Source organism: Bacillus nitratireducens, assembly GCF_036320425.1.
Taxonomy (GTDB): domain Bacteria; phylum Bacillota; class Bacilli; order Bacillales; family Bacillaceae_G; genus Bacillus_A; species Bacillus_A nitratireducens.
This window is the reverse complement of sequence record NZ_JAUMJO010000008.1, coordinates 139345-154769: the sequence shown is the minus strand read 5'-3', so window position 1 is coordinate 154769 and position 15425 is coordinate 139345. Positions and strand designations below refer to the sequence as shown.

The 15425-nt window shown below is 35.6% G+C and carries 10 protein-coding genes; 9 read left to right on the top strand and 1 reads right to left on the bottom strand.

What is annotated here, in order from left to right; all coding sequences use genetic code 11:
- Positions 1-122: 122 nt before the first annotated feature.
- The 8 genes from fdhF to Q3V31_RS25070 all read left to right on the top strand — a co-directional run bounded on the left by fdhF (position 123) and on the right by Q3V31_RS25070 (position 12266).
- The gene (fdhF, locus tag Q3V31_RS25105) at positions 123-3065 is read left to right on the top strand and encodes a formate dehydrogenase subunit alpha (protein WP_000840690.1); all 2943 of its coding nucleotides are present in this window, start codon (positions 123-125) and stop codon (positions 3063-3065) included.
- Between the two features lie 12 nt (positions 3066-3077).
- The gene (locus Q3V31_RS25100; protein ID WP_001040517.1) at positions 3078-3560 is read left to right on the top strand and encodes a helical membrane plugin domain-containing protein; all 483 of its coding nucleotides are present in this window, start codon (positions 3078-3080) and stop codon (positions 3558-3560) included.
- 154 nt (positions 3561-3714) lie between these two features.
- On the top strand, positions 3715-5586 hold the full coding sequence (locus Q3V31_RS25095) for a glycerophosphoryl diester phosphodiesterase membrane domain-containing protein (RefSeq protein WP_001164738.1): 1872 nt from the start codon (positions 3715-3717) through the stop codon (positions 5584-5586).
- Positions 5587-5955: 369 nt separating this feature from the next.
- Positions 5956-7089 (top strand): alanine dehydrogenase, encoded by a 1134-nt coding sequence (ald, locus tag Q3V31_RS25090; RefSeq protein ID WP_001219748.1) that lies wholly within the window; start codon positions 5956-5958, stop codon positions 7087-7089.
- A gap of 103 nt (positions 7090-7192) precedes the next feature.
- Entirely contained in the window at positions 7193-8608 is a 1416-nt protein-coding gene (locus Q3V31_RS25085; protein ID WP_001284894.1) for an amino acid permease, read from the top strand.
- A gap of 138 nt (positions 8609-8746) precedes the next feature.
- The gene (locus Q3V31_RS25080) at positions 8747-9298 is read left to right on the top strand and encodes a class I SAM-dependent methyltransferase (RefSeq protein WP_000853267.1); all 552 of its coding nucleotides are present in this window, start codon (positions 8747-8749) and stop codon (positions 9296-9298) included.
- A 209-nt stretch (positions 9299-9507) separates the two neighbouring features.
- Entirely contained in the window at positions 9508-9885 is a 378-nt protein-coding gene (locus Q3V31_RS25075) for an ArsR/SmtB family transcription factor (protein ID WP_000829683.1), read from the top strand.
- A gap of 20 nt (positions 9886-9905) precedes the next feature.
- The gene (locus tag Q3V31_RS25070; RefSeq protein WP_000796612.1) at positions 9906-12266 is read left to right on the top strand and encodes a heavy metal translocating P-type ATPase; all 2361 of its coding nucleotides are present in this window, start codon (positions 9906-9908) and stop codon (positions 12264-12266) included.
- Positions 12267-12491: 225 nt separating this feature from the next.
- Here the strand turns inward: Q3V31_RS25070 and Q3V31_RS25065 are convergent, their stop codons facing one another.
- Positions 12492-13955, bottom strand: a complete 1464-nt coding sequence (locus Q3V31_RS25065; RefSeq protein WP_001017141.1) for a nicotinate phosphoribosyltransferase — start codon at positions 13953-13955, stop codon at positions 12492-12494.
- Between the two features lie 198 nt (positions 13956-14153).
- On the opposite strand from Q3V31_RS25065, the gene Q3V31_RS25060 reads away from it, so the two are divergent.
- Entirely contained in the window at positions 14154-15425 is a 1272-nt protein-coding gene (locus Q3V31_RS25060) for a tetratricopeptide repeat protein (protein WP_329767424.1), read from the top strand.

Here is a 15425-nt window from a genome sequence, read left to right as displayed (position 1 = left end):
CTAGAATCGACTTCATAAGAAAAGTATTCGGGCAGAGCGTTTCAAAAATATGTACAGTAATGCAATTTTGAAAACGGATTCATAATTGTGTTGTACAGTTGGTTGTAAGGAGAGGGGAAACTATGGCAGAACAGACAGTCCGTGTAACCGTGGATGGTAAAGAATTTTCCACATCGGGTGAAAAGACGATACTACAATTATTTAACGAGAGTAATTTGGAACATCCTCAAATTTGTCATGTACCAGAAGTAGATCCAATTCAAACTTGTGATACGTGTATTGTAGAAGTAAATGGGAAGTTATTACGTGCTTGTTCAACGAAATTAGAGAACGGTATGCATATTGAAAGACAGTCCCAGCGTGCTAAAGAGGCGCAGACTGAAGCAATGGATCGAATATTAGAGAATCATTTATTGTATTGTACAGTATGTGATAACAATAATGGTAACTGTAAAGTCCATAATACAGTACATATGATGGAGATTGAAGAACAGAAATATCCGTATGAACCGAAAGTAAGTGCATGCGAAGTGGATACATCGCATCCATTCTATCGATACGATCCGAATCAATGCATTGCTTGTGGGCAGTGTGTAGAAGTATGCCAAAATTTACAAGTGAATGAAACGTTATCAATCGATTGGAGTTTAGACCGTCCACGTGTTATTTGGGACAATGGTGTAAGTATAAATGACTCATCTTGTGTGAGTTGTGGGCAATGTGTAACAGTATGTCCGTGTAATGCGTTAATGGAAAAAACAATGCTGGGTGAAGCAGGATTTATGACAGGATTAAAACCAGATGTGTTGGATCCAATGATTGATTTTGTAAAAGATGTAGAACCTGGATATAGCAGTATTTTAGCGGTTTCAGAAGTAGAGGCTGCGATGCGTAAGACGAAAGTTAATAAAACAAAAACAGTTTGTACATTTTGTGGTGTAGGTTGTTCATTTGAAGTATGGACGAAAGATCGTCAAATTTTAAAAGTACAACCTGTTTCAGATGCACCGGTTAATGGTATCTCTACATGTGTAAAAGGTAAATTTGGTTGGGATTTTGTAAACAGTGAAGATCGTATTACAAAACCGTTAATTCGCCAAGGAGATATGTTTGTTGAGGCTTCATGGGAAGAGGCTCTTGAAGTTGTTGCGTCTAATATGCAACATATTAAGTCAGAATACGGTAGCGATGCATTTGGTTTTATTTCTTCTTCTAAAGTAACAAATGAAGAAAACTACCTTATGCAAAAACTAGCCCGTCAAATATATGGAACGAATAACGTAGATAACTGCTCGCGTTATTGCCAATCTCCAGCGACAGACGGTTTATTTAAAACTGTCGGTATGGGTGGGGATGCTGGAACAGTAAAAGATATTGCTGAAGCAGGTCTTGTTATTATTGTTGGTGCAAATCCAACAGAAGGTCATCCTGTACTTGCAACTAGAGTAAAGCGTGCTCATAAATTACACGAGCAAAAATTGATTGTAGCAGACCTTCGTAAACATGAAATGGCAGAGCGTGCTGATATATTTGTTCACCCGAGTCAAGGAACGGATTATGTATGGCTTGCTGGTATTACGAAATATATTATTGATCAAGATTGGCATGATAAAAAGTTCATAGCTGAAAATGTAAAGAATTTTGATGAATATAGCAAAATGCTAGAAAAGTATACGCTCGATTATACTGAGAAAATTACAGGGATTTCTAAAGATGATCTTAAAGAGATGGCTCGTATGGTATATGAAGCAGATGGTACTTGTGTACTTTGGGGAATGGGTGTAACTCAAAATACAGGAGGAAGTACAACGTCAGCTGCAATTTCAAATTTACTTCTTGTTACGGGCAACTATCGTCGTCCTGGTGCAGGTGCGTATCCGTTACGCGGACATAATAACGTACAAGGTGCTTGTGATATGGCAACATTACCGAACTGGCTTCCAGGTTATCAAGCAGTTTCAGATGATGTGCATCGTGCGAAATTTGAAAAAGCATACGGTACTACCATTCCGAAAGAACCGGGACTAAATAATATCGCAATGTTACTAGCAGCGGAAGAAGGAAAACTGCGTGGTATGTATGTTATGGGAGAAGAAATGGCTTTAGTAGATTCAAATGCCAACCATGTACAACATATTTTAGCGAATTTAGACTTCCTAGTTGTTCAAGATATGTTTTTATCGAAAACAGCTCGTTTTGCCGATGTTATTTTACCGGCAGCACCAAGCTTAGAAAAAGAAGGAACATTTACAAATACAGAACGCCGTATTCAAAGATTGTATGAAGTATTGAAGCCACTTGGTGATTCTAAGCCAGATTGGTGGATTTTACAAAAAGTAGCTCGTGCACTGGGCGGAGACTGGAACTATGGAAGTCCAAGTGAAATTATGGATGAAATTGCATCGCTTGCTCCGTTATACTCACAAGCAACGTATGACCGTTTAGAAGGCTGGAATAGTTTATGCTGGGGTAGCCATGATGGTAGCGATACACCATTATTATATGTAGATGGATTTAACTTCCCGGATAAGCTAGCTCGTTTATCATTAGATGAATGGGTACCACCAGTAGTAGCACCAGATGAGTATGATTTACTATTAAATAATGGCCGTATGCTAGAGCATTTCCATGAAGGAAATATGACGAATAAGTCAGCTGGCATTTTATCTAAAGTGTCTGAAGTATTTGTTGAAATTTCACCTGAACTTGCTAAAGAACGTAATGTGAAAGATGGTGGTCTTGTAGAATTAGCATCACCATTTGGAAAGATTAAAGTACAAGCGCTTGTTACAGATCGTGTAACCGGAAATGAGTTATATTTGCCGATGCATGCGACAGTAAATGAAGAGGCAATTAATATTTTAACAGGAACAGCGACAGACATTTATACGTGTACACCAGCTTATAAACAAACAATGGTGAAACTGCGCGTATTACGTGAAAAAGGAAATCGTCCGTTACCATCCTCAAACCCGAGAGATAAAAAACGTCATCCGCAAAATGGTGTTGAAATCGAGCAAAAGTGGCAAAGAAAACAATACGTATCACTTGTGGACCAGAATTAGGGGGCGGAGATCATGGCAAAAGAGATTACTTTAATTAAAAAGAAGGTTGTAACAGAAGAAGAAAAGAAACAGCAAGTAACAGATGAACTGTTAAATGAGCTAGCTGAAAATAGAGAAGCAGTAGAAGAGACGATGCAGCTATTAGGACAGTTACAAAAAGCTGGAATTTTAGATGCAGCAATTAGTTTACTTGCTGCAAAAGAAGATGTTTCCCAAATAGCTGTTGAACAATTAAATCGTGAACCAGTAAAGAATGCATTAAACAATATGATGGGGGCAGGAGAGGCATTATCTTCAGTGGACCCAGAGATAACGAAACAAATAACATCTAGTTTAGTCACTGGATTACAATTTGCAACGGATGAGCTGAAAAATGGAAAGAAAACAAAAGTGATGGATTTCTTTAAAGTGTTAAAAGATCCAGATATCAATAGAGCAATTACATTCGGTTTTAGCTTCTTAAAAGCATTTGGTCAAGGGTTAGAGAAAAAATAGAGTAAATGAAAAAGTGATGGCAAGTAGCCATCACTTTTTCATTGTATGTATAAGAGTGTTCATGTTAAGCGGAATATATTATTATTAAAAAGATGGGTTGGAAATGGAAATATGGAATCCATCTCAAATATCGTTTTAGAATGTGGAGGAATATATGCAACACCGTAAAAGACTATCTATACCAGGGGTAATGGGACATTCCTTTCAAACAGTTAGATTTGCTTTTTGGAATGTATTAACCTTTCAACTTGCTTATAAATTATTAGCAGCGATTGTATTTGTCCCGCTATTTGGGATCATCTTTAATAAGTTATTGTATTTTGGTGGTTATGCAAATGCGACGAATGATGAATTATTAGCGTTTTTAAAGACACCATACGGCATTTTCGCAATCGTAATTTTATCATTGTTAGCACTGTTTCTTATCTTTACGGAATTTGCGGTGCTTATTATCATTTCGTACTTCGCTCATAAAAGACAAAAGGTGAAATTACGTCCGATTTTATATAAAACCGTAACGTATTTACCTACTCTTTTCACATATTGCTTACCAGGATTTATTTTATATGCTGTCGTATTGTTACCTCTTTTAAATATTGGATATGAAACGGCATTAATTCCGCAAATTCAAATTCCTAACTTTATTACAGGAGAACTGTTTAAGACAACGATGGGACAAGTTGGTTATTACACGTTCTTTGCTGTAGTTGCGTATTTGAACCTTCGCTGGATTTTTGTTCTACCTATTGTTGTTTTAGAGCAAAAGCCGTTTCGCACAGCAGCACGTAAAAGTGCAACGTTAGTAAAAGAAAGTTTTTTTAAAGTACTATTCTTTTTAGTTGGATTTTTTATTTCAATAGGGATTGTGTACGGTGTATTTTTTGGAATGTATTTATTGTGTCTATGGGGCATGTATGAATTTACAAATCCACAGGGAACATTTGCATTATTAGCGGAATCAACAATGTCTGTATTTTTAACGAGTACATTGTATTTATTCAGTTTTATCGTGACGCCATTTTATATTATGGCAATAACACGATTGTATTTACAAAAGGTTCCGGTTGAAGATGTTTTATTAGAAGAAGGATTAGATTATTCGAAAACAAAAGCAGATAAATGTTTCTTCCAAAAACATCGTTGGAAATTTATTGGTGTATATATTGTAGGAATTATTACTGCCGGAATGGTCGTTGCCTTCATTGTAACGTTTATTTCAAATTCATATAAAGAACCAATTATTATGGCTCATCGTGGTTATATTTCAAAAGGTGTAGAGAATACGAAAGAAGCTGTGCAGGGGGCTATTGATGCTAAAGCAGACTACGCTGAAATTGATGTACTGCAAACAAAAGACGGTGAACTAGCAGTTATACATGATTTGAAACTAAAACGTCTTGCGAATGCTAATGTTCATGTGTCAGATTTAACGATGGAGGAGTTAAGACAGCTTACCCTTAGTCAAGATGGTTTTTCAGGACAAATAAGTACACTTGATGAGATCATTAAGCTGGCAAAAGGAAAAATCAAACTTAATATTGAAGTGAAGCTTCATGGTGGCGAAAAAGATTTCGTAAACAAAGTATTAAAAGCGATTAAAGATAATGAATTTGAGAAGCAATGTGTCATTCAAACGTTACACTATCCGCTTATTAAAGAGTTTAAACGTGCAAATCCAAATATAAAAGTAGGATATATACTATATGCGAGTAGAGCTAACTTAAAGAATGTGAAGGCTGATTTTTATGTAGCAGAAGAATACATGTTAAATAAGAAATTAGTAAAAGAAGCAAGGAAGTTAAACAAGCCAATTTACGTATGGACGGTAAATGATATGGAAAGTTTAAAGGGATATTATAAGTTAAACGTAGATGGTATCATTACCGATTATCCTGAAGATGCACGTGAAACAATTAAGATGTTAAAAGAGCAAGAAGATCGTGAAAGTGATATGTTTGATAAAATTGGTGAGACGACAGAAGATCTATTTTCAAAGTTATTTATGATCTATCCAGCTGCTGGCTAAATGCTAGTAGCTGTTTTTTTTATGAAAAGAATATATTTCTAAAGTATTGTACAAAGTAATAAGTGTATATGTATACGTAACTACTTAGTTTTTTGCATTGTTACATTATTGTCAAATAATAAATAATTACTATGCGTTTTGAATAGATATAATGTAAATAGAGTGATAGATAATGCGATGGTACGAACAACCCAATAGAATCAATGTTTCGTATATTTACACTATTCTAAATATATAAACTTTAAAAAAATGGTATGTTAGCGTTTTCATAATTTTTAAGTTATGCTAGAATAAGGACATAAGTTATTAATTATTACAAAAAGAAAAAAGAATTCCTTTTTTCTGTTAATTATAAGGGGGCATTTCATTATGCGTATTGGGGTACCAGCAGAAATTAAAAATAACGAAAACCGTGTGGCAATGACACCAGCAGGTGTTGTACATTTAATTCGTAACAATCACGAAGTATTCATTCAAAAGGGTGCAGGTTTAGGATCTGGTTTCACAGATGCTCAGTATGTTGAAGCGGGAGCAAAAATTGTTGATACAGCTGAAGAAGCTTGGAACATGGAAATGGTTATGAAAGTTAAGGAACCAGTTGAAAGCGAATACAAACACTTCAGCGAAGGTTTAATCTTATTCACATACTTACACTTAGCTCCAGAACCAGAATTAACAAAAGCGTTAATCGAGAAGAAAGTTGTTGCTATCGCATATGAAACAGTACAATTAGAAAACCGTTCATTACCATTACTTGCACCTATGAGTGAAGTAGCTGGTCGTATGGCTGCACAAATCGGTGCGCAATTCCTTGAGAAAAACAAAGGCGGTAAAGGTATCTTACTTGCAGGTGTTCCAGGAGTTAAACGTGGTAAAGTAACAATTATCGGTGGTGGACAAGCTGGTACAAATGCTGCTAAAATTGCAGTTGGACTAGGTGCGGATGTAACAATCATCGACTTAAGTGCAGAACGTCTTCGTCAATTAGATGACATTTTCGGAAACCAAGTAAAAACTTTAATGTCTAATCCTTACAATATTGCAGAAGCTGTAAAAGAGTCTGATCTTGTAATCGGTGCAGTATTAATCCCAGGTGCAAAAGCACCAAAACTTGTAACAGAAGAAATGATTAAATCAATGGAACCAGGTTCTGTTGTTGTAGATATCGCGATTGACCAAGGTGGTATTTTCGAAACAACTGACCGTATTACAACTCATGATAACCCAACTTATGAAAAACACGGCGTTGTTCACTATGCAGTTGCAAACATGCCAGGTGCGGTTCCACGTACATCAACTCTTGCATTAACAAACGTAACAGTACCATATGCAGTACAAATCGCTAACAAAGGCTACAAAGCTGCTTGCCTAGGCAACACTGCATTATTAAAAGGTATTAATACATTAGAAGGCTATGTAACATTCGAAGCAGTTGCAGAAGCTCACGGTGTAGAGTACAAAGGTGCTAAAGAATTATTAGAAGCAGAAACAGTATCTTGCTAATAGAAGCATTATACAAAACAAAATCGAACAATATATAAAACAACATGATAAGAGCTAAGAGATAATACCTCTTAGCTCTTCTTGGTAAAAGGGGGCATTCATCGTGGCCAACCTATTTAAAAAGAAATCCGTTACGCAATTGTTAGGGGAAAGTAAAAGTAAAACTTTAACGAAAACGCTAGGGGCATTCGACCTAACAATGCTAGGGATTGGTGCGATAATTGGTACAGGAGTTCTAGTATTAACGGGATTAGTAGCAGCAAGAGATGCTGGTCCAGCAGTTATTTTTTCATTCATGATTGCAGCAATTGTTTGTGGATTTGCAGCTTTATGTTATGCAGAGGTTGCATCTACACTTCCTGTTTCAGGTAGTGTGTACACATATTCATATGCAACAATTGGTGAGTTTGTTGCCCATTTAATGGGATGGACATTGTTATCCGTATATGTCGTAACAACTGCCGCAGTAGCTGGCGGATGGACAGGTTATTTCAATAATTTAATGAGCGGATTGGGACTTGAAATTCCTAAAGCGTTGTTAACGATTCCATCGCAAGGTGGTATGGTAAACTTACCCGCAATTATCGTTACGTTGGTGATAACTTGGTTATTATCACGAGGTACAAAAGAAAGTAAGCGTGTGAATAACATAATGGTATTAATTAAAATTGGTATTGTTGTTTTATTCATTGCAGTTGGTGTATTCTACGTGAAACCAGAAAACTGGATACCATTTGCACCGTACGGCATAAGTGGAGTCTTCGCTGGAGGAGCAGCAGTATTCTTTGCTTTCTTAGGATTTGATGCATTAGCAACTTCTGCTGAAGAAGTAAAAAATCCACAACGTGATCTACCGATTGGTATTATTGCTTCGTTAGTTATTTGTACAATCATTTATGTTGTAGTTTGTCTCGTTATGACAGGTATGGTTTCTTATAAGGAATTAGATGTACCTGAAGCTATGGCATATGTGTTAGAAGTTGTAGGACAAGATAAAGTGGCTGGTGTAATCGCTATTGGAGCTGTAATCGGTATTATGGCTGTAATCTTCGCTTACATTTATGCGACAACACGTGTATTCTTCGCAATGAGCCGTGACGGTTTATTGCCAAAATCTTTTGCGAAAATTAACAAGAAGACTGAAGCGCCAACATTTTCAGTTTGGTTAACAGGAATTGGTAGTGCTTTAATTGCTGGATTTATCGATTTAAAAGAATTGTCGAATTTAGCGAATATTGGAGCGTTATTAACATTCGCCATGGTTGGTGTAACTGTTATCATTCTTCGTAAAACGCATCCGAAATTACAACGTGGATTTATGGTACCGCTTGTACCGATCTTACCGATTATTTCAGTTGCATGTTGTCTATTCTTAATGGTAAATTTACCATTAAAAACATGGATATACTTCGGTGTTTGGTTAGCAATCGGAGTAGTTGTATACTTTGTTTATTCGAAAAAACACAGTCATTTAAAAGAAGATGGAAGTTCGCAGGATAGTTTAGAAAAAGCTAATTAAAAGCTAATTAAAAGGGATATAAGATAGTAAGCCTTGTGCGTCTAGGGAACGCGCAAGGCTTTTTTCTTTTGGAAAAATAAAGGAGAACAATATTGTGTTGTCGAATTTTTATGTCGGAATATAGGAAGGGGTGGAAACGTGAAGACGAAAGTTGTCGTTGGAGCAGAGGGATATAATAATAACCCAGGTTGGTTACATACAAATGAGGATGAATTAAATTTATTAAGAAGAGAAATGTGGCTTGAAAAGTTTAATCCAAATTCGTTATCAATCATTTTAGCAGAACATGTATGGGAACATTTATCATATGAAGAAGGTATTGAAGCAGCCAAAGTTTGTTATGAGTTTTTAGAAGATAGTGGATATATTCGCTGTGCAGTGCCGGATGCATTTTTCCCAAATGAAGAATATCAGCGTGGTGTGCAAGTGGGAGGACCTGGCCCGTTAGATCATCCAGCTGCAAGCCATAAAATTGTACATAACTACAAAACGATTATATCTATGTTTGAAGCAGCAGGTTTTCAAGTAAAGCTTTTAGAATACTGTGATGAGAATGGCCAGTTTCATTATAGTGATTGGGAAGAGAACGGTGGATTTATTTATCGATCGAAACGTTTTGATCATAGAAATCAAGATGGTAAATTAGGATTCGCTTCGTTAATTGTGGATGCAGTAAAAGTTAATAAATAAGAAGGGATGCACGATAGTTTTCGTGCATCCTTTTTGTATGAAGAGCATGATAGATGCGGAGAATATTTATATGTTTATTTTGAAATGTGAACGAAATGTTCGAAAAAATGTATGAGAATTCATTGACACATATGAATGGACGCTCATATAATAAAAGTATAAGATATATGAATAGTTGTTCATATGTTCAAATAAAGAGGTGAGCTGTGATGGCTGAAAATAAAGTAGAAACGCAACAGGAAGCATGTTCTCAAACGATAATTCACGAGGAAATCGTGGATCAAGTAAAACAAACAATTCCGACTGATGAAAGTTTAAGCAAAGTAGCAGAATTATTTAAAGTATTAGGTGACCGTACACGTACGAGAATATTACATGCATTATTTGAAGCTGAAATGTGTGTTTGTGATTTAGCTTATTTATTAGGGATGACGCAATCTTCAATCTCACATCAGCTTCGTGTATTAAAGCAAGCAAAGCTTGTAAAGAACCGTAAAGAAGGAAAGGTAGTTTATTATTCATTAGCTGATCAACACGTAATTCATATCTTCGAGCAAGCGTTTGAACACGTAAACGAGGAAGAATAAAAACGCGAGGAGGGAGAACGATGGCAGAAGCATTAGTGAAAAAGAAACTTATGCTAGAAGGGTTAGATTGTGCGAATTGTGCAATGAAAATTGAAAAGGGTGTTGGGAATATAGAGGGAGTAACGTCTTGTTCTGTAAATTTTGCAACTAAGACGATGCTTTTAGAAACACCACAAAATAAAGAAAATCAAGTTGTTACGGAAGCGAAGCAGCTCGTTACAAAATTAGAGCCGCATATTAAGGTGCAAGAAGAGAAAAAAACAAAAGTGGCGAAAGAAGTATTTATATTAGAAGGTTTAGACTGTGCGAACTGTGCAATGAAGATTGAAAATAAGGTAAAGGAAATGCCAACAGTTTCAGAAGCGACTGTTGATTTCGTATCAAAAAAGTTAAGAGTAGAAGTTGCGAATAAAAGAGAACTTGAGTCGACTGTGCAAGATATAAAAAATGTCGTTCAAAAGTTAGAGCCAGATGTAAAAGTTGTTCGTGAAGAGGAAAAAGGACACGACCACGGCCATGATCATGGTGATGGAAATGTGAAAAAAATGATAGGAAGATTAGTAGTCGGCGGAATTTTGACAGGAATTGCTGCATTAGCCGGATTACCGCAAACGATAACAATTCCATTATTCGTTCTTGCTTATTTATTAATAGGTGGAGATATTGTTTGGAGAGCGGTAAGAAACATCACTCGCGGCCAAGTATTCGATGAAAACTTTTTAATGGCAATTGCAACTTTAGGAGCTTTCGCGATTCAACAATATCCAGAAGCAGTTGCAGTAATGTTATTCTACCAAGTAGGGGAATTGTTCCAAAGTATTGCTGTAAATCGCTCTCGAAAATCAATTACTTCATTAATGGATATTCGTCCTGATTATGCAAATGTGAAAGTTGGAAATGAAACGAAACAAGTATCACCAGAAGATGTGCAAATTGGTGAGTATATTATCGTGAAACCGGGTGAAAAAGTACCGTTAGACGGGAAAGTAGTTGAGGGAACATCAATGATGGATACTTCAGCGTTAACAGGTGAATCTGTACCGCGTGAAGTAGAAGTTGGTAATGACGTATTAAGTGGTTTTGTAAACCAAAATGGTGTATTAACAATTGAAGTTACAAAAGAATTTGGTGAATCGACTGTATCAAAAATCTTAGATTTAGTACAAAATGCAAGTAGCAAAAAAGCGCCAACAGAAAACTTTATTACGAAGTTTGCGCGTTATTATACGCCAGTCGTAGTTATTACAGCGGCGATTATGGCATTTATTCCACCACTTATTTTAGAGGGTGCTACGTTCTCTGATTGGATTTATAGAGCTTTAGTGTTCTTAGTAATCTCTTGTCCATGTGCACTCGTTGTATCGATTCCTCTTGGGTTCTTTGGAGGTATTGGTGGGGCATCTAAAAGTGGTATTTTAGTAAAAGGAAGTAACTATTTAGAAGCATTGAATGATGTGAAATATATCGTTTTTGATAAAACAGGAACATTAACAAAAGGTGTCTTTAAAGTTACGAAGATGGAGCCTAGTGAAGGTACTACAGCTGAAGAGTTATTAGAATATGCAGCATTTGCAGAAGTATATTCAAATCATCCGATTGCACAATCTATTCGAAATGCATATGGAAAATCAATCGATGAAAATAGTATTGAAGACTATAGTGAAATTTCAGGTCATGGTACGGTTGTAAAGGTACAGGGAAAAGAAATTTTCGCAGGTAATGCTAAATTAATGAGAAAAGAAAACATTACATTTAAGCAACCAAATACAGTAGGTACACTAGTTCATGTTGCTGTAGATGGTAAATATGCCGGTTATATTGTGATCTCTGATGAGGTAAAAGAGGATTCAAAACAAGCAATCCAAAAGTTAAAAGAACTAGGTATTAAGAAGACAGTCATGTTAACTGGTGATGCGAAATCAGTTGGTGAAGCTGTTGGTAAAGAATTAGGTTTAGATGAAGTGCATGCCGAATTATTACCACACCAAAAAGTAGAAGAAATCGAAAAAATTGATGCAGCAAAACACGGTAAAGAAAAGATTGCATTCGTCGGTGATGGTATTAACGATACGCCAGTATTAGCGAGAGCGGACGTTGGTATTGCGATGGGCGGTTTAGGATCAGATGCAGCAATTGAAGCTGCTGACATCGTCATTATGACTGATGAACCTTCAAAAATCGCGACAGCTGTAAAAATTGCAAAACGTACACGTAGTATTGTATGGCAAAATATTATATTTGCATTAGGTATAAAAGGGCTAGTTTTGTTACTTGGTGCCTTTGGTATTGCAACAATGTGGGAAGCGGTCTTCTCAGATGTTGGTGTTACGCTACTTGCAGTATTAAATGCAATGCGAGTACTACGAGTAAAAGATTTATAAAAAAGAGGACGCAACCTGCGTCCTCTTTTTTATTGGTTATTTTGTTGAAATTGACTCAAGAAAATAATATCAAATATTATTTTGTTTTTAAATAATTTAATATATAAATTTACAAAAATATAATATTCTTCTTATTATTTTAATATATTTTTTACAAATATCCATATAGTATTGAAAAATGGAGAAGTGGGGAAGGGACAAAACCCCACTGATTAAAGTTTCACTTTATCTTTGTATGTTTTTTTCAACTTGTTCTCGAACAGTTTGAATATAATTCATTTTATGATCCCAACATTCTTGGCTTAAATCGACAGGGTACTCTTCAGGGTTTAAAGTTCGCATATACTCTTCCCAGAATAGTGAGAGGCTGCGTTCGTTATACTTTTGAATATCTAATATATTAGGTAATTCATACGCTCTTTTACCGTTAATGAAAATATCTTGATGCAGTTCGCGTGCTTCAAAGTTTGTTACGAATTTACTTATATAGGTATGAACTGGATGAAACATTTTTAAACGTTCTTCTTTTCCGGGTTCTTCTGACTCTAAGGCAATATAATCGCCCTCTGCATGATCGTTAACACGGTTGATAATACGATAAATTCTTTTAAGTCCTGGGGTTGTAATTTTTTCAGGATTAGATGAAATCTTAATCGTATCATTTAATTTTCCGTCAGTATCTTCAATAGCGACTAGTTTATAAACAGCCCCTAATGCTGGCTGCTCAAAGGATGTAATCAGTTTTGTACCAACACCCCATACATCAATTTTTGCCCCTTGAGATTTCAAGTGCATAATCGTATATTCATCTAAATCGCTAGAAGCGATAATTTTTGTTTTTGTAAATCCAGCTGCGTCAAGTTGTTTTCTGGCTTCCTTTGATAAATATGCCATATCACCGCTATCAAGGCGAATGCCATAAAAATCGATACGATCCCCGAACTCTTTTGCAACACGAATCGCATTTGGAACACCAGATTTTAATGTGTCGTATGTATCGACAAGAAATACACATTTTTTATGTGTTTCAGCATATTTTTTAAATGCAACATATTCATCGCGATATGCTTGAACGAAAGAATGGGCATGTGTGCCAGCTACAGGGATGCCAAAGCGTTTCCCTGCACGAACGTTACTTGTAGATGAAAAACCACCAATAAAGGCAGCGCGTGTTCCCCAAAGGGCAGCATCAAACTCATGAGCGCGTCTTGTACCGAACTCTAAAAGCTCATCATTATTTGCAGCGTGCTTCATACGTGCAGCTTTTGTAGCAATTAATGTTTGGTAATTTACAATATTTAAGAGGGCGGTTTCAATTATTTGTGCCTCACCGAGTGGTGCATCAACCCGTAATAAAGGCTCGTTATTAAAAACAACTTCACCTTCTTGCATACTACGAATCGTTCCAGTAAATTTCATGTTTTGTAAATAATGAAGGAAGTCTTCTTCAAATTGCAGCTCTGCTAAATAAGCGATGTCACTTTCGGTAAAACTGAAATTTTCTATGTACTCTACAATTTTCTCAAGACCTGCAAAAACAGCATAGCCATTTTCAAATGGAAGCTTTCGAAAGTATAAATCAAAAACAGAACGGCGATTATGAATACCATCTTTCCAATATGTATAAGCCATGTTGATTTGATATAAATCTGTATGTAAGGCGTAACTATCGTCTTTATAATGATTCATTGCGAAAACACCTCCGTAATTTGGTTATAGTATACCAATTTTTCCCCTTGCGTAGCAAAGAAGTAATAGGGATTGAAGTCAAGAGAGAAAAAAATGAAATAATGCATATTTTTTAGAAAATTTACATTTATCAATTTATATTTCTCTGGATTTTATGTATTATTAGAGTAATGGGGGTAATGAGAATGGAGGAGGACAATGCAACAAACATTAGAAAAAATAGGCAAGCAAGTTTTTTATAAACGGCTACAGCAAAAAATGACACAAGAAGAATTATGTCAGGGCATTTGTTCTGTCTCATACTTAAGTAAGATCGAAAATGGAAAGATTGAAGCATCGGAAGAAATTCTACAATTGCTCTGCACAAGACTAGAAATTGCTGTGACGGATTTGAGAGATGTAGAAGAAGATGTGAAGGTGAAGTTGGATGAATGGCTGAATGCACTAGTTCATTTGGACAAGCAACAAGTAGAACGCATATACCAAGAGTTGCAAGGTGAAATAAAGCATGTTTTGGATTTTGAAATTATAAATTATTATAAACTGCTGTATACACGTTATTTAATTATGAAAAGGGATATATCTGCACTTGAAGAAGAATTAGAAAGATTAAAGAAAGTCTACAAAAAGTATTCTCCATTTCAGAAGTTATTATATACGTACAGTAGAGGGTTGTTGTGCTGTTTGCAGTATAGATGGAAGGATGGACTAGATTACTTATTAAAAACAGAAGTAATGGCCAAGGAACAAGGGTATCATGAAACGGGTATGTACTATAATATAGCGCTTGCATATACTCATTTAGATATTCATCACCTTGCAATTCATTTTGTGAATATAGCATTAGAAGGATTTCGCAGTGAATATAAGTTTAGAAATATAATTAATTGCCAGATACTTATTGCGGTAAGTTACACAGAAAAAGGTCAGTATGAAGAGGCTTTAAAAATGTATGAGAGTATATTGAGGGAGGCCACCTCTTTTGCGGATAAGGATGTACTTTTAGCTATTACTTTAAGCAATATGGGAAGCATATATTATAAAAAAAGCAAATATCAGCAGGCGAAGAAATATTATTTGGATAGTCTGCAACTTCAAAAACAAGTAGATTTAAACTATCTAGATACAATATATGAACTGGCATTAGTATGCATTAAATTAGAGGAATTAGAAGAGGCAAAGGAATGGATTGATAAGGGAATTGTTGCAGCAAAACAAGAAGAGAGATTTAATGCAAAGTTATATTTGCTTTTAATTCTTAGATATAAACATTTTGAAGAAGCAAAAGATTATAAAGTATTTTTGGAAAATGAGGCTATTCCTTTGTATAAATCTGCGGGAAATAAAATAGAATTAAAGAAAGTATACGTTGAACTCGCAGAACATTTCGCTAGTTTATCGAGATTTGAGGAAAGTAATCGATATTATAGGTTAGTTATTGATTTGATGAATGATAATAAGGAGGAGTGA